The 23,612-nt window shown below is 58.9% G+C and carries 28 protein-coding genes; 10 read left to right on the forward strand and 18 right to left on the reverse strand.

The features are described from left to right. Positions 1–47: 47 nt before the first annotated feature. Entirely contained in the window at positions 48–227 is a 180-nt protein-coding gene (locus ACQKIK_RS03660; protein ID WP_463307677.1) for a PA3496 family putative envelope integrity protein, read from the forward strand. Positions 228–268: 41 nt separating this feature from the next. Here ACQKIK_RS03660 and gloA read toward each other — a convergent pair whose 3' ends face one another. From gloA to ACQKIK_RS03675, 3 genes are all read right to left on the reverse strand, one after another. Continuing rightward, entirely contained in the window at positions 269–661 is a 393-nt protein-coding gene (gene gloA, locus ACQKIK_RS03665; RefSeq protein ID WP_045429378.1) for a lactoylglutathione lyase, read from the reverse strand. Positions 662–743: 82 nt separating this feature from the next. Further along, complete coding sequence (locus ACQKIK_RS03670) at positions 744–1,961, reverse strand: argininosuccinate synthase (RefSeq protein WP_045429381.1); 1,218 nt, start codon at positions 1,959–1,961, stop codon at positions 744–746. Positions 1,962–2,048: 87 nt separating this feature from the next. After that, the gene (locus ACQKIK_RS03675) at positions 2,049–2,942 is read right to left on the reverse strand and encodes a flagellar protein MotY (protein WP_499134788.1); all 894 of its coding nucleotides are present in this window, start codon (positions 2,940–2,942) and stop codon (positions 2,049–2,051) included. A gap of 184 nt (positions 2,943–3,126) precedes the next feature. Here ACQKIK_RS03675 and pyrC point away from each other — a divergent pair, with 184 nt between their 5' ends. Together pyrC and rnt are read left to right on the forward strand one after the other, a co-directional pair. After that, positions 3,127–4,170: a dihydroorotase gene (gene pyrC / locus ACQKIK_RS03680; protein ID WP_499134789.1), complete on the forward strand. Its 1,044-nt coding sequence runs from the start codon at positions 3,127–3,129 to the stop codon at positions 4,168–4,170. Beyond that, complete coding sequence (gene rnt, locus ACQKIK_RS03685; protein ID WP_045429386.1) at positions 4,167–4,841, forward strand: ribonuclease T; 675 nt, start codon at positions 4,167–4,169, stop codon at positions 4,839–4,841. The genes pyrC and rnt overlap by 4 nt, the downstream gene beginning before the upstream one ends. A gap of 64 nt (positions 4,842–4,905) precedes the next feature. Here rnt and thrC read toward each other — a convergent pair whose 3' ends face one another. The 5 genes from thrC to xerD form a co-directional block, all read right to left on the reverse strand. Continuing rightward, positions 4,906–6,315, reverse strand: a complete 1,410-nt coding sequence (thrC, locus tag ACQKIK_RS03690; RefSeq protein WP_499134790.1) for a threonine synthase — start codon at positions 6,313–6,315, stop codon at positions 4,906–4,908. Positions 6,316–6,373: 58 nt separating this feature from the next. Continuing rightward, positions 6,374–7,678, reverse strand: coding sequence for a homoserine dehydrogenase (locus ACQKIK_RS03695; RefSeq protein ID WP_045429392.1), 1,305 nt, complete (start codon positions 7,676–7,678; stop codon positions 6,374–6,376). Positions 7,679–7,792: 114 nt separating this feature from the next. After that, a complete protein-coding gene (locus ACQKIK_RS03700; RefSeq protein WP_127838620.1) occupies positions 7,793–8,290 on the reverse strand; it encodes a GFA family protein in 498 nt (165 codons plus the stop codon). 108 nt (positions 8,291–8,398) lie between these two features. Continuing rightward, positions 8,399–9,124, reverse strand: a complete 726-nt coding sequence (locus ACQKIK_RS03705) for a thioredoxin fold domain-containing protein (protein WP_046162855.1) — start codon at positions 9,122–9,124, stop codon at positions 8,399–8,401. Positions 9,125–9,251: 127 nt separating this feature from the next. Next, positions 9,252–10,148, reverse strand: coding sequence for a site-specific tyrosine recombinase XerD (xerD, locus tag ACQKIK_RS03710; protein ID WP_499134792.1), 897 nt, complete (start codon positions 10,146–10,148; stop codon positions 9,252–9,254). A 177-nt stretch (positions 10,149–10,325) separates the two neighbouring features. Between xerD and ACQKIK_RS03715 the strand changes: the two genes are divergently transcribed. Beyond that, positions 10,326–12,173 (forward strand): cation:proton antiporter, encoded by a 1,848-nt coding sequence (locus tag ACQKIK_RS03715; RefSeq protein WP_499134793.1) that lies wholly within the window; start codon positions 10,326–10,328, stop codon positions 12,171–12,173. 162 nt (positions 12,174–12,335) lie between these two features. Here ACQKIK_RS03715 and rplS read toward each other — a convergent pair whose 3' ends face one another. The 5 genes from rplS to ffh form a co-directional block, all read right to left on the reverse strand. Then, the gene (rplS, locus tag ACQKIK_RS03720; RefSeq protein ID WP_021208319.1) at positions 12,336–12,686 is read right to left on the reverse strand and encodes a 50S ribosomal protein L19; all 351 of its coding nucleotides are present in this window, start codon (positions 12,684–12,686) and stop codon (positions 12,336–12,338) included. A 44-nt stretch (positions 12,687–12,730) separates the two neighbouring features. After that, complete coding sequence (gene trmD / locus ACQKIK_RS03725) at positions 12,731–13,483, reverse strand: tRNA (guanosine(37)-N1)-methyltransferase TrmD (RefSeq protein WP_241530413.1); 753 nt, start codon at positions 13,481–13,483, stop codon at positions 12,731–12,733. A gap of 5 nt (positions 13,484–13,488) precedes the next feature. After that, positions 13,489–14,025 carry a ribosome maturation factor RimM gene (rimM, locus tag ACQKIK_RS03730; protein ID WP_064481714.1) on the reverse strand — a complete coding sequence of 179 codons (537 nt, stop codon included), beginning with the start codon at positions 14,023–14,025 and terminating at the stop codon, positions 13,489–13,491. Between the two features lie 5 nt (positions 14,026–14,030). Beyond that, complete coding sequence (rpsP, locus tag ACQKIK_RS03735; protein WP_045429408.1) at positions 14,031–14,282, reverse strand: 30S ribosomal protein S16; 252 nt, start codon at positions 14,280–14,282, stop codon at positions 14,031–14,033. 187 nt (positions 14,283–14,469) lie between these two features. Next, a complete protein-coding gene (gene ffh / locus ACQKIK_RS03740) occupies positions 14,470–15,849 on the reverse strand; it encodes a signal recognition particle protein (RefSeq protein ID WP_045429411.1) in 1,380 nt (459 codons plus the stop codon). Between the two features lie 243 nt (positions 15,850–16,092). Between ffh and ACQKIK_RS03745 the strand changes: the two genes are divergently transcribed. Both ACQKIK_RS03745 and ACQKIK_RS03750 read left to right on the forward strand, forming a co-directional pair. After that, entirely contained in the window at positions 16,093–16,893 is an 801-nt protein-coding gene (locus ACQKIK_RS03745) for a cytochrome C assembly family protein (RefSeq protein WP_045429414.1), read from the forward strand. Positions 16,894–16,902: 9 nt separating this feature from the next. Then, positions 16,903–18,189 (forward strand): HlyC/CorC family transporter, encoded by a 1,287-nt coding sequence (locus ACQKIK_RS03750; RefSeq protein WP_045429416.1) that lies wholly within the window; start codon positions 16,903–16,905, stop codon positions 18,187–18,189. A gap of 28 nt (positions 18,190–18,217) precedes the next feature. Here ACQKIK_RS03750 and purT read toward each other — a convergent pair whose 3' ends face one another. From purT to ACQKIK_RS03770, 4 genes are read right to left on the reverse strand one after another with little or no spacing between them, the layout of a single operon-like run. After that, positions 18,218–19,399: a formate-dependent phosphoribosylglycinamide formyltransferase gene (gene purT / locus ACQKIK_RS03755; protein ID WP_499134795.1), complete on the reverse strand. Its 1,182-nt coding sequence runs from the start codon at positions 19,397–19,399 to the stop codon at positions 18,218–18,220. Between the two features lie 57 nt (positions 19,400–19,456). Continuing rightward, complete coding sequence (locus tag ACQKIK_RS03760; protein WP_046162743.1) at positions 19,457–19,648, reverse strand: DUF1289 domain-containing protein; 192 nt, start codon at positions 19,646–19,648, stop codon at positions 19,457–19,459. Next, positions 19,645–20,169, reverse strand: coding sequence for a gamma carbonic anhydrase family protein (locus ACQKIK_RS03765; RefSeq protein ID WP_499134796.1), 525 nt, complete (start codon positions 20,167–20,169; stop codon positions 19,645–19,647). The genes ACQKIK_RS03760 and ACQKIK_RS03765 overlap by 4 nt, the downstream gene beginning before the upstream one ends. A 2-nt stretch (positions 20,170–20,171) precedes the next feature. Then, a complete protein-coding gene (locus ACQKIK_RS03770; RefSeq protein ID WP_499134797.1) occupies positions 20,172–20,786 on the reverse strand; it encodes a CoA pyrophosphatase in 615 nt (204 codons plus the stop codon). Between the two features lie 219 nt (positions 20,787–21,005). On the opposite strand from ACQKIK_RS03770, the gene ACQKIK_RS03775 reads away from it, so the two are divergent. The 4 genes from ACQKIK_RS03775 to ACQKIK_RS03790 all read left to right on the forward strand — a co-directional run bounded on the left by ACQKIK_RS03775 (position 21,006) and on the right by ACQKIK_RS03790 (position 23,166). Further along, a complete protein-coding gene (locus tag ACQKIK_RS03775; RefSeq protein WP_499134798.1) occupies positions 21,006–21,560 on the forward strand; it encodes an NUDIX hydrolase in 555 nt (184 codons plus the stop codon). 27 nt (positions 21,561–21,587) lie between these two features. Beyond that, entirely contained in the window at positions 21,588–22,088 is a 501-nt protein-coding gene (locus ACQKIK_RS03780; RefSeq protein ID WP_499134800.1) for a L,D-transpeptidase family protein, read from the forward strand. Positions 22,089–22,161: 73 nt separating this feature from the next. Beyond that, the gene (locus ACQKIK_RS03785; protein WP_045432098.1) at positions 22,162–22,611 is read left to right on the forward strand and encodes a MarR family winged helix-turn-helix transcriptional regulator; all 450 of its coding nucleotides are present in this window, start codon (positions 22,162–22,164) and stop codon (positions 22,609–22,611) included. Between the two features lie 126 nt (positions 22,612–22,737). Beyond that, the gene (locus ACQKIK_RS03790) at positions 22,738–23,166 is read left to right on the forward strand and encodes an organic hydroperoxide resistance protein (protein ID WP_045429435.1); all 429 of its coding nucleotides are present in this window, start codon (positions 22,738–22,740) and stop codon (positions 23,164–23,166) included. Between the two features lie 66 nt (positions 23,167–23,232). Here the strand turns inward: ACQKIK_RS03790 and ACQKIK_RS03795 are convergent, their stop codons facing one another. Next, the gene (locus ACQKIK_RS03795; protein ID WP_046162747.1) at positions 23,233–23,550 is read right to left on the reverse strand and encodes a YqfO family protein; all 318 of its coding nucleotides are present in this window, start codon (positions 23,548–23,550) and stop codon (positions 23,233–23,235) included. Between the last annotated feature and the right edge of the window lie 62 nt (positions 23,551–23,612).

Genomic DNA, 23,612 nt, shown 5'->3' on the forward strand with positions numbered 1-23,612 from the left:
CGCTATAAGGTGCGCCAACAGCGCGCCCAAGCCGTGGAGTGATACAAGTGTCCGAGAAAGAAGAGATCCAGATCGAAGATGACTTCGTCGCGGATGACGAAGACGATGGTGCAGAGGCGACAGTCGAAGTCGCCAAGACCAACCTGACCAAGCGTCGGATCATCGACAACCTGCTCGAAGAGCGCCGGCTGCAGAAGCAACTCAACGAGTTCGACTTCGATCTTTAAATAAAAAAGCCCCGTGATGGGGCTTTTTTGAGGCGTCGCTGCTAGTCCCGGCGCGACGGAGAGAGCAGTTCGACCTTGTAGCCATCTGGATCTTCGATAAACGCAAGAATGCTGGTGCCATGCTTCATTGGCCCCGGCTCGCGGGTGATCTTGCCGCCACGGCTGCGAATATCCTCGCAGGCCTTGTATACGTCTTCAACCTCCAGCGCGATATGGCCGTAACCGTCGCCCAGGTCATATTTTTCAACGTCCCAGTTGTGGGTCAGCTCCAGCACGCTGTTATGCGCTTCGTCGCCATAGCCGACGAACGCCAGGGTGAACTTGCCTTCCGGATAATCCTTGCGTCGCAGCAGGGTCATGCCCAGCACTTCGGTGTAGAAGGCGATGGATCGCTCCATATCGCCGACTCGCAGCATGGTATGCAGCAGTCTCATGATGTCTCTCCTGATCAGCGGTGCAAAAAGCATAACCCCGGCTCGTGGCCGGGGTCATGGTCGGGCTGTGTAGCAGTTTCTGTTAGAACTGCGTCCGGCCCTTGTTCGCGGCGATGCGCATGCGCAGCGCGTTGAGCTTGATGAAACCACCCGCGTCGGCCTGATCGTACGCGCCCGCATCGTCTTCGAAGGTGGCGATGTTGGCGTCGAACAGCGAGTCGTCCGACTTGCGGCCGGTGACGATGACGTTGCCCTTATAGAGCTTCAGACGCACTACACCGTTCACGTTGGCCTGCGACGCGTCGATCATCTGCTGCAGCATGCTGCGCTCAGGGCTCCACCAGTAGCCGTTGTAGATCAGGCTCGCATACTTGGGCATCAGCTCGTCTTTCAGGTGAGCCACTTCACGGTCGAGGGTGATCGACTCGATGGCACGATGCCCCTTGAGCATGATGGTGCCGCCCGGGGTCTCGTAGCAGCCGCGCGATTTCATACCGACATAGCGGTTCTCGACGATGTCCAGACGCCCGATGCCGTTCTCGCCGCCGATCTTGTTCAGATAGGTCAGCACTTCCGCCGGGGTCATGTCCTTGCCGTCGATGGCAACGATGTCGCCCTTACGGTAGGTCAGTTCAATGTAGGTCGGGGTATCCGGTGCGGTCTCAGGCGAACGCGTCCAACGCCACATGTCCTCTTCGTGCTCGGTCCAGGTGTCTTCCAGCACGCCACCTTCGTAGGAGATGTGCAGCAGGTTGGCGTCCATGGAATACGGCGACTTCTTTTTGCCATGGCGCTCGATCGGAATCTCGTGCTTGGCCGCGTAATCCATCAGCTTCTCGCGCGAGAGCAGGTCCCATTCACGCCAGGGGGCGATGACCTTGACGCCCGGCTTCAGCGCATAGGCGCCCAGCTCGAAACGGACCTGGTCGTTACCCTTGCCGGTGGCGCCATGGGAGATGGCATCAGCACCGGTCTCGTTGGCGATCTCGATCAGGCGTTTAGCGATCAGCGGACGGGCGATGGATGTACCCAACAGGTACTCGCCTTCGTAAACGGTGTTGGCGCGAAACATGGGGAAGACGAAGTCGCGGACGAACTCTTCACGCAAATCGTCGATGTAGATTTCCTTAACGCCCATGGCCTTGGCCTTGGCACGGGCTGGCTCGACTTCCTCGCCCTGACCGAGGTCGGCGGTAAAGGTCACCACTTCGCAGTTATAGGTGTCTTGCAGCCACTTGAGGATCACCGAGGTGTCCAGGCCACCGGAATACGCCAGGACTACCTTCTTTACGTCGGCCATTGCCATCCACTCCCGGGATTGTAAGGAAAGCGGGGATTCTACTGGTCGCGACGTTTGTTTTACAGGGGCGCATGCGACCCCTCGGCATCAGGTCGACGGTGTACCGCCCTCTGCTGCGGCAGTGGTGGTTGCCGGCCCGCGCTCCAAACGCAGGGTTACCCGCCGATTCTTGGCCCGGTTGGCCTCGCTGCTGTTGGGCACGACGGGATAGCGTTCGCCGTGAAAGCGCAGCGTGATTTGCTCTTTCGGCACGCCGTTGGCAGTCAGATACGCCTCGACCGCAAGCGCGCGACGACGCGACAGATCACGATTGGTCAGTCTGTTGCCGCTATTGTCGGAGTGACCGTCAAGCTGGATGCGGTTGACGCTGGGATCAGCCTTGAGAAATTGCAGGATGATATCGAGCTTGGCCTGGCCCAACGCATCGAGTACGACGTCACCGGCGGGAAACCCAACCTGCGACGTACGAATCTGCTCGAAGTTGACCGGCAGCAACTTGGCCGTGCAGCTGCGAAAATCCTCATAGGCTTTGCCAAATCGTACAGGCAATAGCCGCACCTCCAACGCTTCGCCACCAAGCCGTGTGCGGTGGCGCACGACCGGACTGCGACCTTCGAGGAGGCCACTGAGCAGGCGATCGGCCTGCAGGTAGGTAGTGTTGAATGGAATTTCGCCGCCGGCTACGGAAACTACGCCCAGATTGATATCACCGCGACTAGGCTGCCAGGGCGCAGCTGCCGCAAGCAGCGTGGCCGAACCATTGCCCAGCCAGCGATCAGGTGACTGCAAGCGAAAAGTAGGCTGCTCGCCCGCTCGCCTTACGAATTCACCTGCACCAAAGCCTGCGACCGGCTGGATCAACCGGCATTCGAACTGATCGCCTTCCACCTGCCACTGCGCTCGCTCCAGACGAGTCTGAAACGTGAGGGCATTGGCTGGGGAAGCCAACAAGCAGGCAAGAACAAGGAGGCGCAAGCGCACGTGTGGCTCCAGGGTAAACAACATTCAATTGAGGTATCGGTGCGCACCTTGAAAACTTGAACGCTACGATACCTAGCTGCGCCAGCAGCCCTCGCTACTCGTTTCGGCCGGAAGACCCGCCTGCGGCGATTTTTTCACGCGTTTCCGGTAGCATTCCCGCACGTTTTACCGCCTGGAAATCCGCATGTCCGACCGACTGACACTACTGCGCCCCGACGATTGGCACATTCACCTGCGCGACGGCGCAGCGCTGCCGCACACCGTGGCGGACGCCGCACGCCAGTTCGCACGAGCGATCATCATGCCGAACCTTGTACCTCCGGTTCGCAATGCAGCAGAGGCGGATAGCTATCGCCAGCGCATTCTTGCTGCCCGACCGGACGGCAACCCATTCGAGCCCTTGATGGTGCTTTACCTCACTGACGGTACACAGCCCGAAGACGTGCGCGCCGCCAAGGCCTGTGGCTACGTATTTGCCGCCAAGCTGTATCCAGCCGGTGCCACGACTAACTCGGCATCCGGCGTCACCCGCATCGACAACATATTTCCAGTGCTCGAGACGATGGCCGAGGTCGGCCTGCCGCTACTGGTGCATGGCGAAGTGACACGTTCAGAAATCGATATCTTTGATCGTGAAAAATATTTCATCGACGAACAGCTTAGCCGAGTCACCGAGCGCTTCCCCACGCTCAAGGTGGTGTTCGAGCACATCACCACCCGGGATGCCGTGCAGTTCGTCGAGGCTGCCAGCAGCAACGTCGGCGCCACCATCACCGCCCACCATTTGCTCTACAACCGCAACCACATGCTGGTGGGCGGAATTCGCCCGCACTTCTTTTGCCTACCAATCCTTAAGCGCAACGTCCATCAGGAAGCGCTGCTTGATGCGGCTACCAGCGGCAATCCGAAGTTCTTTCTCGGCACCGACTCGGCCCCGCACGCCCAGCACGCCAAGGAAAACGCTTGCGGTTGCGCCGGCTGTTATACGGCTTTCGCTGCGATCGAGCTCTATGCTGAGGCGTTCGAACAGCGCGTCGCGCTTGACCGCCTGGAGGCCTTTGCCAGCCACTTCGGCGCCGACTTCTACGGTTTGCCGCGCAACACCGAGCACATCACCCTGGTACGTGAATCTTGGAGTGTGCCGACCAACTTGCCGTTCGGGGAGCACAACGTCGTGCCCCTACGTGCAGGCGAAACCCTGCAATGGCGGTTGGAGACCAACGCATGAGCGACGATCAGTTTGACGACGAGCTGGAAGGCAACCAGCCAGGCAAGCCGCGCTCGCCCATGGCGAGACGCTTTCGAGGCTTCCTGCCAGTCGTTGTTGATGTTGAGTGCGGCGGATTCAATTGCGCGACCGACGCGCTGCTGGAAATTGCTGCCGTGACCATCGGCATGGACGAGCAGGGTTTGCTCTACCCGCAAGACACGCTCTTCTTCCGAGTCGAACCCTTCGCTGGCGCCAATATCGAAGCAGCCGCGCTGGAGTTCACCGGCATCAAGCTCGACCACCCGCTGCGCATGGCCGTTCCCGAATCACAGGCGATGAATGAGATCATTCGCGGCGTGCGCAAAGCGGTGAAATCAGCCGGCTGCAAACGTGCCATTCTCGTCGGCCACAACAGCAGCTTTGATCTCGGGTTCCTGAACGCAGCAATCGCCCGCTGCGATATCAAGCGCAACCCATTCCACCCCTTCTCCAGCTTCGACACTGCGACGCTGGCAGGTCTCGCCTACGGCCAGACCGTCCTCGCAAAAGCCTGCCAGGCAGCCGATATCGACTTTGACGGACGCGAAGCACACTCTGCGCGCTACGACACGGAAAAGACTGCTGAGCTGTTCTGCGGCATCGTCAATCGCTGGAGAGAAATGGGCGGCTGGGAAGAGTTCGACGAATAAGTTCAGGTGCTTCAAACGAAAAAGGCCAGTCGTGAGACTGGCCTTTTTCGTTATTGATGGTCGCTTACAGCGGCTTACCTTTATTGCCATGCTCGCTGACAAACGCCTGCATCGCCTTGAGATCGTTCTTCAGAACAGTGCATCGCTCCGTGCGTTCAAACAAGTCCGCCAGATGCGCCGGCAACTCCAGCGCCTTGCCAACCCCGGCCTTTTCCACAGCCTCGGGGAATTTCACAGGATGGGCGGTACCCAGCGTTACCATCGGCGTAGCCAGACTGCGGCGGCACTCGCGTGCGGCATAAACCCCGATCGCCGTGTGCGGATCGAGCAACTCACCGGTCGCACGGAAGACGTCAGCAATCGTCTTGCAGGTCTGCTCATCGTCTACGGCCAGCGAGTCAAAAAGCTTGCGTGCCTCGGTCCAGCGCTCCTCCTCGACCGACAGCTTGCCGCTGGCCTTGAATGCGCTCATCAATTCGGCAACCGCCGCGCCGTTGCGGCCATGCAGATCGAACAGCAACCGTTCGAAGTTGGACGACACCATGATGTCCATGGAGGGCGACAGCGACGGGTGCAGCGTGTCCTTGTCGTAACGGTTGCCACTCATGAACCGGTGCAGAATGTCGTTTCGATTGGTTGCCACCACCAGCTGGCTGATTGGCAGGCCCATGTTGCGCGCCAGGTAACCCGCGAAAATGTCCCCAAAATTCCCCGTCGGTACGGAAAACGCCACCGAACGGGCCGGGCCGCCCAGCTGCAGCGCAGCATGGAAGTAGTACACGATCTGGGCCATGATCCGCGCCCAGTTGATCGAGTTGACCGCCACCAGCCGGGTGCCTTTAAGGAAACCCTGGTCGGCGAAGCTATCCTTCACCATCTCCTGACAGTCATCGAAGTTGCCTTCGATGGCCAGGTTGTGAATGTTGTCGCCGAAGATGGTGGTCATCTGCCGACGCTGAACTTCCGACACCCGGTTATGCGGGTGCAGGATGAAGATGTCGACGTTATCGCAGCGGCGGCAGCCTTCGATTGCTGCCGAGCCGGTATCGCCGGACGTCGCACCGATGATCACCACGCGCTCACCGCGCTTGGCCAGCACATAGTCAAGAAGCCGACCCAGCAGCTGCAAAGCGAAGTCTTTGAACGCCAGGGTCGGGCCATGGAAGAGCTCGAGCACCCACTCGTTGCTGTCCAGCTGACGCAGCGGCGCCACTGCGCTGTGAGCAAACACGCCGTAGGTGTCCTGCAGAATCTGCTTGAAGTCAGCGTCTGGGATGCTCCCGGCCACAAAAGGACGCATTACCTTGAATGCCAGCTCGTGGTACGGCAGGCCGGACCAGGACGCGATTTCTTCAACGGTGAAGCGCGGCAGGTTTTCCGGAACGTATAGACCACCATCGCTGGCCAATCCGGCAAGCAGCACGTCTTCGAAATTCAGGGCGGGCGCCTGGCCACGGGTACTGATGTAGCGCATTGTTCAAACCTATGTTGGACGCTGACTGCGGGCCACTAGAGCAACCCGGCGTTGCTGATTAGATCAGTTGCTCGACACGAATCCGCACGACGTTGCCCACCACGTCAGCAAGCGCTTCGAGTGCGGCGATGGCATCGTCGATCCTCTGCTCGACCACACGATGCGTGACCAGGATGACCGGCACCAATCCGTCTTGCTCCTCGGCTTCCTTCTGCATGATCGATTCGATATTGATTCCGCGCTCCGACAGGATAGTGGCGACCTGAGCCAATACGCCCGGACGGTCCTTGGCCTGAATGCGCAGGTAATAGGCGCTTTCGCAAGCGCCGATCGGCAAGATTGGATGAGCGGAGAGGGAGTCGGGCTGGAAAGCCAGGTGCGGAACCCGATTGTTCGGATCCGTCGTCAGCGCACGGGCCACATCCACGAGGTCCGCCACCACAGCCGAAGCCGTTGGCTCCATGCCTGCACCAGCACCGTAATAAAGAGTCGAGCCGACGGCGTCGCCGTTGACCATGACCGCATTCATCACGCCATTGACGTTAGCAATCAGGCGGTCCGCCGGAATCAGTGTCGGGTGCACTCGCAGCTCGATACCCGAAGCGGTGCTGCGGGCGACACCCAGGTGCTTGATGCGGTAGCCCAGCGCCTCGGCGTAGTTAACGTCAGCCGTGGTCAGCTTGGAGATGCCTTCGGTGTAGGCCTTGTCGAACTGCAGCGGCACGCCGAAGGCAATGGAAGCAAGGATGGTCAGCTTATGGGCGGCGTCTATGCCCTCGACGTCGAAGGTCGGATCGGTCTCGGCGTAGCCAAGCTCCTGAGCCTCCTTCAGCACATCCTCGAAGGTACGTCCCTTCTCCCGCATCTCGGTAAGAATGAAGTTACCGGTTCCGTTGATTATCCCCGCGAGCCAGTTGATCTGGTTGCCGGCCAGCCCCTCGCGAATGGCCTTGATGATCGGGATACCGCCGGCAACAGAGGCTTCGAATGCGACGATAACGCCCTTCTCGCGTGCCTTGGCGAAGATTTCATTTCCGTGCACCGCGATCAGCGCCTTGTTGGCCGTAACCACGTGCTTGCCGTTATCGATGGCTTTGAGCACCAGCTCGCGGGCTAAGGTGTACCCCCCGATCAGTTCGACCACAATGTCGATCTCAGGGTTGTTGGCGACATCGAAGATATCGTCAGTAATCGGGGTATCACCGGTGTTGCACTTGGGGTTCGCATGACGAGCCGCAATCTGTGCGACCTCAATTCCGCGCCCTGCACGGCGTGCGATTTCCGCAGCGTTGCGCTCGAGCACATTGAAGGTACCGCCGCCGACGGTTCCCAGCCCACAGATGCCAACTTTCACCGGTTTCAAGTTGCACTCCCCATTGCCAACGAACGGCCCTGCACAGCGGCCGAACAAAAGAGTCGCACATTACGAAGCGCACGAGCTTTAGTCAAATCGGCAGCGGCAAGGAGGAGCCCGCTGCTAGCTGGGCTTGCTCTGCAACCCCAGGCGCTGGTGCCACTGAGCGAGCGATTCATCCGGATACTCATCGAAGCAGCGATCATCAGGGCCCAACTGGGGCTCTACCCATGACGCCTTTGAAGCCAGCATGAGATGTGTCGACTCTGGCGGGCTTGGCAGCTCGCTATCGATTGCCGACGCATGCGGGTGCACAAGATCCGGCCAATTCGGGTCCCACAACCACAGTGCGCTGCCGCACAGCTTGCAGAAGTGACGCTGGCCATCGCTAATACGCACCGCGCCCGTTTCAGCATCGACCATCCTGGCTTGGTAGATACTGAGGTTCTCGCGACCCTCGACCGTCAGCGTCCGATGATCTCCGCCCAGGTTGATCGCATAACCACCCGCCCCGGCCGTTTTGCGACAGATCGAACAGTAACAGCGCATGAACGGATAGGGCTCGGCCGATTCCAGAGAAAAACGAACGGCCTGGCAATGACAGGAACCTTCTAGCTTCATTTTGTCGCCTCCTCGATATGCCTTTTGGCTTTGAACACGAGGGGTGGAACAGTTCAGCCGCGGCCCAAGCGGGCAGCCTCTTCGTGACCGAAGGCGCTGCCCCAGCGACTACTTGGCTTTTAGGGCAAGTTCGGCGAGCTGCGGAGCCGGCTGATAACCGGGGATGATCTGCCCGTCCGCGAGAATGATTGCCGGGGTGCCCTGAACACCGATCATCTGGCCTAACTCGTACTGCTCAGCGACCGGGTTCTCGCAGCTCGCGGCTGGCACTTCTTCACGCGCCTTGGCCTTGTTCATCGCCGCCTGCCGATCCTTCGCACACCATACGCTGGTCAGCGTGTTGGCTCCGTGGCTGCCCATACCCTGCCGCGGAAAAGCCATATAACGGACCTCGACGCCAAGACGGTTCAGCTCAGGCACTTCGCTGTGCAGCTTCTGGCAGTAGCCGCAGTCGGTGTCGGTAAACACAGTGATATGGGTCTTCGGTTTTTCAGGCGAGAAAACCACCATCTTACTGGTAGGGATCGCGTCGATTGTCTTCGCAACAGACCTGCTCTGGGCTTGCTCGGTCAGGTTCGTCGCCTGGCCGTCCTTGAACTGATACATATAGCCCTGAATCAGGAACTGACCGTCAGCGCTCGCGTAGAGCTGACGCCCACCCTTGAGTTGAACCTGATAAACCCCGTTCATGGGGCTTTCCGCAATTGCCTCGATGGGCATATCGGGCTGGAGGGCATTAAGCGACTCACGGATCGCCTGTTCAGCGTCAGCGGCCAGGACAACGGAGCTGGCGAAACCGAGGGCTACGGCAGCGAAGATACGATTCACGCGCATGAAATCTCCTGGCGACTTCGATCGAGGGAAGGCAGGCAGATTACCATAGCCCCTGTCATCCAGTGCAGACGACGGGCCTTCGCTCATCGGCTTTGTGGCCTGCAGCGCATCTTCTAACGCCATCCGTTCAACCACGCGGATGATGCCGCGCATGGAGTTCCTGCAGCCGCGCGCGGGCGATGTGCGTGTAGATCTGTGTAGTGGATAGATCACTGTGTCCGAGCAGCATTTGTACAGTTCGAAGATCCGCCCCATGGTTGAGCAAGTGCGTAGCGAATGCATGACGCAGCGTGTGCGGCGAGATCGATGCAGCTATTCCTGCCTGCCGGGCATGCAGCTTGATGCGGTGCCAGAACGTCTGCCTTGTCATCTGGTCGCCACGCCGACTCGGAAAGACCACATCGCTGGCCTTGCCGGAGAGCAGCGCGTCGCGAGCGTCGCGAAGATAGCGCACCACCCAATACAGGGACTCCTCGCCCAACGGCACCAGACGCTCCTTGTTACCCTTACCGAAAGTGCGCAAGACGCCCTGCCGAAGATTGATCTGCTCAAGACCAAGGCCGACCAGTTCGGTGACGCGCAAGCCAGTCGCGTAAAGAACTTCCAGCATCGCCCGGTCACGCAACCCCAGCGGATCGCCGACATCCGGCGCAGACAACAGCGCCTCCACATCCGCCTCGGACAACGCCTTGGGTAGTGGTCGTCCCAACTGCGGCAGATCGACTCGCAGCGTTGGATCGATCGTGATCACGCCTTCGCGCAGCAGGAAGCGATAAAACCCGCGAAGCCCTGACAACAACCGCGCAGTAGAACGAGCCTTGTAGCCATTAGCCAGACGCCAGCCAAGGTGATCGAGGATGGCGTCCCGACCTGCATCGACCAGTCGCACATCGCGCTCGTCCAACCAGCCGTTGAACAGCGCCAGATCACTGCGATAAGCGTCGCGGGTGTTGTCCGAAAGCCCTTTTTCGAGCCAAAGGGCATCAAGGAACCGATCGATAATGGGGTCGTATTGAGCCGACATGCAGGGGAACACTGGAAAGAAAGGCGGCCAGTGTTCCATAGACCGCTTATACCGGCCAGCCGCCTTGGTCACGCCGAACAGACCTGATTGGCCTGAGCAATGTCAGACTAGCCAGTAGATCCAACAACGAGCCCGCCGGAGCGGAAGCCCGGCCGCCACCCTGATCGCTTGGTAAACATGACCGAACAAGACATCCTCATCTCCCTCGCTGCGCTCGGCATCGCCTCGCTCGCCAGCCAATGGCTGGCATGGCGGTTACGACTGCCAGCCATTCTTTTTCTCTTGCTGAGTGGAATCCTGGCCGGCCCTGTGCTCGGCTGGCTGAATCCGACTCAGCTGTTCGGCCCCTTGCTCTTCCCTTTGGTTTCATTGGCAGTCGCGTTGATACTGTTCGAAGGCAGCCTGACGTTGCGCGTCTCTGAGCTGCCTGGGATCGGCACGGTGGTGCGCCGCCTGATTGGCATCGGCGCGCTGACGACTTGGGGCGTGATCACCCTCTCCGCTCATTGGCTGCTTGGCTTCGATTGGGATCTGGCGTTGCTCTTAGGGAGCTTAACGCTTGTTACGGGCCCGACTGTGATCGTACCGATGCTGCGTGTGGTGCGACCCAACGCGGCGGTTGCCAATATCCTGCGCTGGGAAGGCATCATCATCGACCCAATCGGCGCTTTGCTTGCAGTAGTGGTTTACAGCTTCATCATTACGAGAGGCACCGAGGCCGCCTGGACTCAGAGCGTGCAAACGTTTGGCGGAGTTCTTCTGTGCGGAACTGTGCTTGGCATAGTAGGAGGATGGACCCTCGGCCAACTTGTGAAACGGCACTGGCTGCCGGAATACTTGCAGAACTTGGCGACACTGGCTTCAGTGCTCGGCGTTTTCGTCACTGCCAATACTCTGGTCCATGAATCCGGCCTACTGGCCGTCACGCTGATGGGGATCTGGCTCGCCAACATGCGGGATGTCGACGTCCGGGACATCCTCCACTTCAAGGAGAACCTGAGCATTCTGCTCATCTCGGGACTCTTTATCCTGCTAGCAGCGATGCTCGATCTGACAGCACTGCTGGAGCTAGGGCCCGCAGTATTGATTCTTTTGCTAATTGTGCAATTCGTGGCCCGACCACTGGCGATCGCCCTGTGCACCTGGGGATCGCAGCTGAACTGGCGGGAGCGGCTGCTGCTCGCCTGGATTGCGCCCCGTGGAATCGTTGCGGCTGCGGTCTCGGCAATCTTTGCCGTTCGCCTGGACGAAACGGGACACGAGGACGCCCTGCTGCTCGTGCCACTGACGTTCGCCATCATCATTGGCACCGTCGTACTGCAAAGCGCAACCGCACGCCCTTTAGCGAGGCTGCTAAAAGTCGCAGAACCGCCGCCCAGCGGTTTTCTGATTGTTGGCGCAAATCCCGTCGCTCGTGCACTTGGACGCGCACTGAGCGAGCAAGGCATCAGAGTGATGCTGACCGATTCCAGCTGGGACAACATCCACGCGGCGAGAATGGAAAATCTACCCACCTATTACGGAAATCCGGCCTCGCAGCACGCTGAAAACCACCTTGACCTGGTCGGTCTTGGCCATTTGCTGGCGCTGTCGCCTGTTGGCGAAATGAATACCCTCGCCGCGATGCGTTTTCGTCATGACTTCGGCGGCGATCGCCTGTTCAATCTGGCCAGTACTCAGGAGAGTCGACGCAGCGACAAACATCGGCCAAGTGACGAACACCGTGGCCGCCCCCTAGGCACACCCACGTTGACCTACTCGCAACTGGCCGGACGCCTGGCTCGTGGTGACTCGATCAAAAGCAACAAACTGACCGAAACCTTTGGCTGGCCGGAATACCAGGCCCTGCATGGCTCGGGCGCTATCCTGTATTTCGCCATAGACAACCACGGGCATACCCATGTGTTTCACCCGGACGCACGGATCAAACCAGACGCGGGCTGGACATTGATTGCCTTGACCGAAGGCGCGGACAGCCACACAACCGTGAACAAACCCGAACCTCGCCATTCTCCCTTACCTTGAGGGCAACGTTTCCAGCCATACGAGCAGCCCTGACGGCGAGCAAGACAAGACGCCGCGCACCTTATGGACTACGACGGTTCGTACCCCTCGAAAATCTAGAAGCCAGATAATCCCCATAAAAAAAGCAGCCCGTAGGCTGCTTTTTTCTTAAGGAAGCTTTCCTCAGGAAAGCTTTTCCTTGATGCGGGCTGCCTTGCCGGACAACGCGCGGAGGTAGTACAGCTTGGCTTTGCGGACATCGCCACGGCGCTTGACGCTGAGGCTGTCGACCATCGGGCTGTAATACTGGAACGTACGCTCAACACCAACACCGTTGGAGATCTTGCGAACGGTGAAAGCGCTGTTCAGGCCACGGTTACGCTTGCCGATTACGACACCTTCAAAGGCCTGCAGACGCTCACGCTCGCCTTCCTTCACCTTCACCTGGACAACCACGGTGTCACCAGGGGCGAACGGCGGCAGCTCTTTGGTCATCTGCTCTGCTTCGAGCGCCTGGATAATCTTGTTAGTCATGCTGTGCTCCTAAGACAGGCCGTCATGGCGTGCCATCGATACGTTTAACTATCGTCCCGCTGACGGATGTATTCCGTCAGCAGCTTTTGTTCTTCCCCAGAAAGCGAGCGGCTATCCAGAAGATCAGCGCGGCGTTCCCAGGTCCTTCCGAGGGACTGCTGCAAACGCCAGCGCCGGATGTGTTCATGGTTGCCGCTGAGCAGCACCTCAGGAACACGTTTATCCGCATACACCTCCGGTCGCGTGTAATGCGGGCAGTCGAGCAGGCCGTCAGTAAACGAATCCTCCTCGGCCGAATCAGCATGACCCAATGCCCCAGGGAGCAGACGGGTCACTGCATCGATCAGCACCATGGCCGGCAATTCACCACCGGACAGCACGTAATCGCCAATCGACCATTCTTCATCCACATGCGCTTCGATGAAACGCTCATCGATGCCTTCGTAGCGGCCAGCGATGAGGATAAGTCCACTCTCGTTCGCGAGATCACGAACATCAGCCTGCTTCAGCTGACGCCCCTGCGGCGACAGGTATATCACCTTCGCCTTTTCCCCAGCTGCCTGCCTGGCATCAGCCAGTGCGAGCTCCAAGGGCTTGATCTTCATCACCATGCCGGGGCCACCCCCAAAAGGGCGATCGTCGACTGTCTGATGGCGATCTTCCGTATAGCTCCGGGGATTCCAGCATTGCAGCTGCAATAGCCCCTGCTTCACCGCACGGCTAGTGATGCCGTATTCACCGATAGCAGCGAACATATCGGGGAACAGAGTAATCACATCGACACGCAAGCTGGACATGTTGCTCAGAAGTCCGCGTCCCATTCGACACGCATCTCGCCTGCGTCCAGATCGACCTTCAACACACAGGGGTCGGTATAGGGCAGCAAGCGCTCACGATCATCCAGACTGCCGTCGAACGGCTTGACCACCAGCACGTCGTTGGCGCCGGTTTCGAGCAGATGATCAACCCGACCGAGCACTTGCCCGAGCTGGTTGATGACCGTCAGGCCCTGAAGCTGGAACCAGTAATAGTCCTCACCGGTCAACGGAGGCAATTCGCTGCGCGGGATGCAGATCTCGAAATCGGCGTAGGTACGCGCCTCTTCACGATCGGCCAGCCCCTTCAGCGTCGCCACCAGGATCTTGCCCTGCAGGCGACCCTTGACCAGTTCAACCTGTTTGACTTCTTCACCTCGCCTCAGCGTCCAGCGACGATAGTCCAGCAGATTGTCAATCGGATCGGTAAAGGAGTAGATCTTTACGTCACCACGCACGCCATGCACCGAAACGATTTTGCCGATAACGATCAGATCTTCGGCCGGGGCTGACGTGGCGTTCATGTGTTTCAGGCAGCAGCCTTGCCAGCTTCCTTCAGCAGCTGAGCAACACGCTCAGACGGCTGTGCGCCCTGGCTCAACCAATAGGCAGCACGCTCCTGGTTTACAGAGAGCTTCACTTCCGCACCCGAGGCGATCGGATTGAAGAAGCCGATACGCTCAACGAAGCGACCATCGCGCGGGTTGCGGCTGTTGGTCACGGTCAGGTGGTAGAAAGGGCGCTTCTTGGAGCCGCCACGGGCGAGACGAATAGTTACCATGTGAACATCGTTCCTGTAGTCGGTACAGCAAATCTGAATGCAGGGCTCAAGGCCCGAAAGGCCGCATATTCTAAGGATTATCCGGACTTTTGCAAATGGCTTTTTCAAAAACAATCTCAAGCCTCGACAGCAGGCCTGTCCAGCCTCAGCAGGCCCCGACGAAGAACCCGCTGAAACGCTCGAAACTTTAGAACTTGGGCATTCCGCCGCCGCCTGGAAACATGCCGCCCATGCCGCGCATCATCTTCGCCATGCCGCCTTTGCCGCTGACCTTTTTCATCATTTTCTGCATCTGCTTGTGCTGCTTGATCAGACGACCAATATCTTGCACTTGTGTGCCGGAACCCATGGCGATGCGTCGCTTGCGCGAACCGCTGATGATGTCCGGGTTGCGACGCTCAACAGGCGTCATCGAGTTGATGATGGCCTCCATCTGCTTGAACTGTTTCTCCGCCGCGCCCTGCGCGTTACCCATTTGCGACAGATTCACACCGCCGATCGATGGCAGCTTATCCATCAAGCCGCCTAGGCCACCCATGTTTTTCATTTGCTGAAGCTGATCACGGAAATCTTCCAGATCAAAACCTTTGCCCTTCTTCAGCTTCTTGGTGAGCTTCTCGGCCTTTTCCCGGTCGAGCGTCTGCTCAGCCTGCTCGATCAGGCTGAGCACATCGCCCATGCCCAGGATTCGGGAGGCGATCCGGTCCGGATGAAACGGCTCGAGCGCGTCACTCTTCTCACCCATGCCGAGAAACTTGATGGGCTTACCTGTGATATGTCGCACCGACAGGGCAGCGCCACCGCGTGCGTCACCGTCAACCTTGGTCAGCACCACGCCGGTCAAAGGGAGCGCCTCACCGAACGCCTTAGCAGTATTCGCAGCGTCCTGACCCGTCATGGCGTCAACCACAAACAATGTCTCGGCCGGCTTGATCGCCGCATGAACGGCCTGGATTTCGGCCATCATTTCAGCATCGATGGCCAGCCGGCCGGCCGTATCGACGAGCACCACATCGATGTATTTGAGCTTGGCCTCACGAATCGCCGCCAGTGCGATTTCCACGGGTTTCTGGCTGGTATCGGAAGGGAAAAAAGTCACCCCTACTTCCGTCGCGAGCATCTCCAGCTGTTTGATCGCTGCCGGGCGATAGACGTCGGCTGAAACCACCAGCACCGACTTCTTCTTGCGCTCTTTGAGGAACCTTGCCAGCTTGCCGACCGTCGTCGTCTTACCCGCACCCTGGAGGCCAGCCATCAGCACTACCGCAGGCGGCACCACACTAAGATCGAGGTCTTCGTTGGCCGCGCCCATCAGCTCTTCCAGCTCGGCGCGAACGATCTTCACAAAAGCCTGACCAGGCGTCAGGCTCTTGGAGACCTCCGTACCGACTGCCCTGTCCTTGACCCTGGCGACGAACTCCTTGACCACGGGTAGCGCGACATCGGCTTCTAGCAATGCCATGCGAACTTCGCGCAAGGTGTCCTTAATATTGTCCTCGGTCAGTTTGGCCTTGCCGGTAACATGGCGAAGCGTCTGCGAGAGGCGGTCGGTTAGGTTTTCAAACATGTGCCGTTTTCCACGCTGGGTGTGGTTAAGGCGCCGATTATAGAAGCTGCATGCCCCAGGCTGGTACCCCGCCGCCCGTGCTTTTCATCGAGCAGGACAAATCCATACCTACCAGGGGCACCGCCACCTGTCGGTTGTCCGCCCATTGACCCGCACCACGGCAGTACCGGCAGCCAACCGTGTACTTTTGCGCACCCGGTGTTTATGCCACACTCAGCGCCTTTCGAGCCTACTAACAGACCTATGCACCCTTTGCTCCCGAGCCTAGCTGCCGCCTGCCTCTACGCCGGCGTCACCGGATACCAGGGCCTGCGCCTGGCGCAACGCACCGTGCCGGACAAGCGTCTGCTTCTTATCCTGGGCGCCTTGGCGCTCGTTGCACACGGGGTGAGTCTATTCATCCAGTTGTTGTCACCGAGCGGCCTGCACCTGGACTTCTTCACTGCTTCGAGCTTGATTGCTGCGGCCGTAATTCTGCTGATCCTGCTCGCGCTTTACCGAATGCCTGTCGAAAATCTGCTGCTGCTGCTCTTCCCCCTCGGCTGCCTGACGGTGCTGTTCGCCCAGTTTGCACCGTCCGGCACGGCACCCGCCATCGCCGAGCAGCCGGGGATACTGGCGCACATCCTGTTTTCCATCCTTGCTTACGGGATGCTCACGATCGCCGTGTTTCAATCGTTGCTATTGCTGCTGCAGGATCATCATCTCAAGCACAAGCACCCGTCCGGCCTGATCAAGAACTTCCCTCCGCTGCAGACCATGGAGAGCCTACTGTTCGGCTTCTTGCTAGCCGGCTGGCTACTGTTGTCAGCATCGCTCATTTCCGGCTGGATCTTCCTCGATAACCTGTTTGCCCAGCATCTGGTACACAAAACGCTGCTGTCGGTGGTCGCCTGGGTGGTCTTCGGCCTGCTGCTATGGGGCCGCCATCAGCTAGGCTGGCGCGGCTACAAGGCCATCCGCTGGACACTGGCAGGCTTCTGCTTGCTGATGCTGGCTTACTTCGGCAGCAAGCTGGTCCGCGAATTCATCCTGCACATCTAGGACCACTACGTGGAAAATCTACACCCCGGCTTTCTGCTCGGCATGCTGGTCTTCCTGCTGTTGTGCTCGGCTTTCTTTTCCAGCTCTGAAACCGGAATGCTCAGTCTCAACCGCTATCGCCTGCGCCACCAGGCCAAGGAAGGACACCGCGGAGCAAAACGCGCTAGCGCCCTGCTTGAGCGGCCAGACAGGCTGCTCGGAACCATCCTGGTCGGCAACAACTTCGTCAACATCCTCGCTTCTGCCATTGCCACCGTCCTAGCCATCAAGCTGTGGGGGGAGGCCGGGATTGCGATCGCAACCATCGGTCTGACGATAGTCCTGCTGATTTTCGGGGAAATAACACCAAAAACCCTCGCAGCCCTGCGACCTGAAGCAGTTGCCTACCCTGTCAGCCTCCCGCTGCTGATGCTACAAAAGGTACTGTATCCGCTGGTGGCGTTGCTCAACTGGATCAGCAATGGATTGCTCAGGCTGCTCGGTGTTGATCTGACCAACAAAGGTAGCGACAGCCTGTCTACAGAAGAACTGCGTAGCGTGGTCCATGAATCGGGAAGTGACATGCCGATGAAACGGCAAAGCATGCTGCTCGGTATCCTCGACCTGGAACGGGTGACCGTCGACGACATCATGATTCCGCGTAATGAGGTCGCCGGCATAGACCTGGAAGATGACCTCGAAACCATCGTGACTCAATTGCGCACAACACCTCATACCCGCCTTCCCGTGTTTCGCAAGGACATCAACCAGATCGAAGGCATCGTGCACATGCGTCAGATCGCGCGCCTGCTCAGCCATGATCAGCTGACCCGAGAAAGCCTGCTGGAAGCATGCAACGACCCTTACTTCATTCCGGAGAACACCCCCCTCTCCACCCAATTGGTCAACTTCCAGAAGCAAAAACGCCGGATCGGCATTGTCGTCGACGAGTATGGTGATGTGCTGGGAATCGTGACCCTGGAAGACATTCTCGAAGAGATCGTCGGCGAGTTCAGCAATCAGGACGCGTTGCGCAGCCCGGACATCCACCCGCAGGACGACGGCACCCTGGTAATCGACGGCGCAGCCTATTTGCGTGAAGTCAACCGCGCCCTGGGTTGGCAGCTACCCTGCGATGGCCCCAAGACGCTAAACGGGTTGATTACAGAGGCACTCGAACACATCCCCGATAGTGGGATATGCCTGCAGATCAACCAGTACCGACTCGAGATCCTGCAGGCTGCGGACAACCGCGTGAAAAGCGTGCGTGCCTGGGTAATCGAGGCGCCAGAGGAATCAAAAAGCGACACTCAATAACCGGCGTCTCAATGGCGAGCCAGGGTAACTATAGCTTTGCATCAATCGCCGAGGCCGCCCGCAACGCTTTGCCACGCGCGGCTTCTATCGATGCGTCACGAGCCAGCGCAACACCCATACGCCGCTGCCCACTGACGCCCGGCTTGCCGAACAACCGCAGCGCGGTATCCGGCTCGGTCAGCGCAGCAGCCAGATTGCCGAAGCTCACCTGATCGGATTCCCCTTCCACCAGCACCACGGCGGAAGCAGACGGGCCGAACTGGCGGATCGCCGGAATTGGCAGTCCAAGGATCGCTCGCGCATGCAAGGCGAACTCGGACAGGTCCTGAGATATCAGGGTTACCAGGCCCGTATCATGCGGCCTTGGTGAAACCTCGCAGAACCAGACCTTGTCGCCCTTGATAAACAGCTCGACACCAAAGATTCCGCGCCCACCCAATGCGTCGGTGACCGCCAGGGCAATTCGCTCGGCCTCGACCATCGCTGCAGCCGTCATCGGTTGCGGCTGCCACGACTCCTGATAGTCACCCCTTTCCTGCCGATGTCCCACCGCAGGACAGAAGGTGGTCCCGCCCGCATGCCGAACGGTCAGCAACGTAATTTCATAATCGAAATCGATGAAGCCTTCGACGATCACGCGCCCCTTCCCTGCTCGGCCACCGGCCTGGGCATATTCCCAGGCCTCGAGGAGATCAGCCTCACTGCGCAGAACCGATTGCCCCTTGCCCGAGGAGCTCATGACAGGCTTGATCAGACAGGGAAAGCCGAGCGCAGAGACCGCTGAACGGCACTCCTCCAGCGAATCAGCGAAACGGTATGGCGAGGTTGGTAGCGCGAGATCCTCAGCGGCCAGCCGGCGGATACCTTCCCGGTTCATGGTGAGCTGTGCGGCCCGCGCCGTAGGAATAACGGTATAGCCCTCACGCTCCAGATCCACTAGCGTCGCAGTGGCGATCGCCTCGATTTCAGGAACGATAAAGTGCGGCTTTTCCTGTTCGATGACGCCCCGCAACGCTGCACCATCGAGCATGTCGATCACATGGTGACGGTGCGCAACCTGCATGGCTGGGGCGTTGGCGTAACGGTCTACCGCGATGACCTCCACACCCAGACGCTGAAGCTCGATCGCCAGCTCCTTGCCGAGCTCACCAGAACCACAGAGCAGCACGCGGGTAGCGCTGGCCGATAACGGCGTACCAATTCGGGGCATGACATTCCTCGTTGTACAAAAAGAAAAAGACGATCAGCAAGGTGCTGTGCTTCAGCGCTAGAACAGCAGACCACTTTGGAGCGCGCGCTCATGACAACGCAGCAGTACCTGTCGCCGCTCGGGATTATCCATCCGCCCCCAGCGACGAATCTCGTCAATACTGCGCTGGCAGCCCGTGCAGATATCGTCGTCGTTCAACGCACAAACACTTACACAGGGTGATGCAACCGGCTTTTCGTCTGCAGTCAATCGTCCTGCTCCGCCAGATCACGCGCATAGCGCTGGGCGTTATGTACATAATGCGCCGCGCTCGCTTCGAGCATTTTCTTCTGCTGGTCGGTCAATTCGCGCACCACCTTGCCTGGCGAACCGACCACCAAGGAACCGTCCGGAATTTCCTTGCCTTCGGCGATCAAGGTATTAGCGCCGATGATGCAATACTTGCCGATCTTCGCGCCGTTGAGGATAACGGCGTTGATCCCCACCAGACTGTAATCGCCGACGGTGCAGCCGTGCAGCATGGCGTTATGGCCGACGGTAACGCCGGTCCCCAGCGTCAGCGGATAGCCCATGTCGGTATGCATGACACTGCCGTCCTGCACGTTGCTGTTTTCACCGATATGGATCAGCTCGTTGTCACCACGCAGCACCGCACCAAACCAGACGTTGGCACCAGCCTCCAAGCGAATCTTGCCGACCAGCGTTGCATTTGGCGCTACCCAGCTCTGCGGATGGCTTTCAACGAGGGAATCACCCAAGCGATATTTCACGGTTATGACCTCTTCTGACTCAGATCGACATAGGACGCGGGAGGCCGACGCATTTCGATCCCGGCGTCATATATCAGGTTGACCAACTCGACGATCATGATCGCTGTCAGTCCCCAGATTTTGTATTCGCCATATCGGTAAGACGGGACGTACCAAGCACCGCCCTGATAGTCGATCCGGTGGGTCACTTCACGCGCATCCTGGCAGAAGAAATCCAGCGGCACGGAGAACACTGAGGCAATCTCCGCATCATTGGCGCGATATTCGACGTAGTCCGGCACGATGCCGACAAAAGGCGTGACATGAATACCGTGCAGCGAAACCAGGCTACTGAGAGGCCCAACGATTTCCACTATTCCAGGCGCCAGTCCAACCTCTTCTTCAGCTTCGCGCAGCGCGGTGTGGATCAGGTCACGATCCTCTGGGTCGCGCCGCCCTCCGGGGAACGCCACCTCGCCACCATGAGTAGAAAGACCACTGGCGCGCAGCGTCAGCACCAGTTCCGGCGAATCACTGCGGGTAATGGGCATCAGTACGGCCGCCTCGGGCATCCTACCCTCCGGCTCCAGAAGATGCGGAGAGTAATCACGCACCCGTTGGAGAATCTTGTCCAGCATGGAACTTCTCTTTCTGTCTTTGACTGGCATCATGGCATGAATCACCGAGGCGCCCAAGACAGGCCAAGCCAAAATCCAGCCGCCCTGGCACAGCGCAAGTGGACAGGTTCGACCAGGCCAATCGTTGGTGGCAAACTTTTCGCAACAGGCCGGCTCTCAGCAATAGCCAGCTCGCTTATCGAGCCCGGCCGAACGAAATACGCAAACGAAGGAGTCATGATGAAATTCTGCAGCCAGTGCGGCGACTCGGTCATTGAGCGGGTGCCCGACGGAGACAACAGGCTGCGATTCGTCTGTACGTCCTGCGATACGATTCACTACCAAAACCCACGCATCGTTGCTGGCTGCCTGCCCGTCTGGGATGAACATCTACTGCTTTGCCGACGCGCAATCGAACCACGACGCGGATACTGGACACTGCCTGCAGGCTTCATGGAAAACGGCGAAACCGTACAGCAGGCAGCAGCGCGGGAAACACTTGAGGAAGCCTGCGCCCGGGTTTCCGATCTGCAGCTGTATACGCTGTTCGACTTGCCGCACATCAACCAGGTCTACATGTTCTTCCGCGCAGACCTGGTCGATGAGCGATTTTCTCCAGGAGACGAAAGTCTGGAAGTCAGGCTTTTCCGACAAGCCGACATCCCTTGGTCAGAGCTGGCTTTTCCGACCGTTGGCCGTACCCTAGAATACTTCTTCGCCGACCGGGTGCAGCAGACCTTCCCGGTGCGCAACGAAGCCATCGAGGCAATGCGGGTGGCGCGCAGACAGGTCTGATGCAGTTTGGATTCAGGATTCGCCCCAATGCGCTGGCTGTTAGCGATTGTTTGCTTTAGTTTCGCCACCCTTTCCTTTGCAAACGCGGCCCCTGCCCTTGACGAGGCTTTCATCGACAAGGTCTTGGTGGTCAAGTCCGAGCGCAAGCTTCATTTGATCAGCCGCGGCGTCAGCATGAAGAGCTACCGCGTCTCCCTCGGCAAGCAAGCCGGGCCCAAACAACGCGAAGGTGACCAGCGTACCCCCGAAGGCCTTTATTGGATCGACTGGCGCAAAGCCTCTGACAAGTACAACCTGGCAATGCACATTTCCTACCCGAACGCGAAGGACCTGGCTCGCGCGAGCAGCGAAGGCGCGAAACCGGGCAGCATGATCATGTTGCACGGCACACCGGTCGATGAGGAGTATCCCGAATGGTACTTCCACACGCTCGACTGGACTGAGGGCTGCATCGCCCTGAAGAACGATGACATGCGCGAAATCTGGAATCTGGTGAAAGACGGCACCCTGATAGAGATTCGTCCCTGAACGAGCGCCGAGCTTGGCAGCAAGCAAGGCTGCGCGTTACCGTGAAAGCCATTTCCTTGCCACTCGACCACCCATGACGAAGCCCTCTTCAGACGAGCAATTGCAGCTGGACCATCAGCTGTGTTTCGCCCTGTATTCTGCCTCGCTGCAGATGACCAAAGCCTACAAGCCGCTGCTACAAAGCATCGGCCTGACCTACCCGCAGTACCTGGCCATGCTCGTTCTCTGGGAGCGCGACGGCCTCACGGTCAGCGAGATCAGTGCTCGCCTCATGACGGAGCCGGGTTCCCTGACTCCGCTGCTCAAACGTTTGGAAGCAGAAGGCCTCATCAGCCGGACCCGCAGCAGCCGCGACGAGCGAGTGGTCGAATTGCGTCTCACGGAGACCGGATGGGCAATGAAGGAGCAGGCTCGTGAGTTTCCCGCCTGCATGCTCGAATGCACCGGGCAATCACACGAAGCGTTGCTAGCACTTCGCGATCAACTCGTTTCCCTTCGAAGCGCATTATTGGCTCGCGACTGACGGCTAGCTGGCCTTACCCTTCTGATGCCAAACCGCATAAGCACGAGAGATGCTGATATTTACATTGCGCGCTAAATATTATCGCTATAAGTTAATCAGCCTACTCGTTCTCGAAGGAAGCGAATCATGCAAAGCATCAAGGCGCTCTATACAGCCACTGCCACCGCAACCGGAGGCCGCGACGGCCGAGCTGCGTCGTCCGACGGCCTGCTCGACGTAAAACTGTCCACTCCCCGCGAGCTCGGCGGACAAGGCGGTGATGGCACCAACCCGGAGCAACTCTTCGCCGCAGGATATTCGGCCTGCTTCATTGGCGCACTCAAGTTTGCCGCGAGCCAGCTAAAGCAACCGCTTCCCACCGATACGTCAGTCGCTGCCCAGGTTGGCATAGGCCAGATTCCTGGAGGTTTCGGGCTCGAAGTAGAGCTGAACGTCAGCTTGCCAGGCCTGGAGCAGTCCACAGCCGAGCAGCTGGCCGAAGCCGCGCATAAGGTCTGCCCGTACTCCAACGCTACACGCGGGAATATCGAGGTTCGCCTCAACGTTAGCGTCTGATCGACCCCATGAAGCAAAAAAGCCGAGTCGCCCATGGCGACTCGGCTTTCTTTGGACATCATTCAATCAGAACTGCAAATCGGATAGTCGCCACACCTCGAAGGCAGGCGTCTCATATGGATGAGTGTGCTTTAGCGCCTTAACGCTATCGTGGATCAGCTCATCAGCGACCACCAGTTCAACCTTCCACTCGGATACCGATTGGACCTGGCCATGCTGTCCGAGAAACGGCGTGCTGCCCTCCAGCGGGCGATACTGCCCGTGCCCTAGCACCTGCCAGCAACAACTATCGTAAGCGCCAATACGCCCGGCGCCCGCCGCGAAAACCGCTTTCTTGACTGCATCCAGATGGCTTTCCGGAACATAGAAACACAGCTTGTACATCAACATCTCCGCACAGAAACGGTTGGCGGAGCATGCGCTCCACCGAGTGGATTGTGTTCAGG

It is taken from the genome of Pseudomonas sp. NPDC047961, assembly GCF_050272435.1.
Classification (GTDB): Bacteria; Pseudomonadota; Gammaproteobacteria; order Pseudomonadales; family Pseudomonadaceae; genus Stutzerimonas.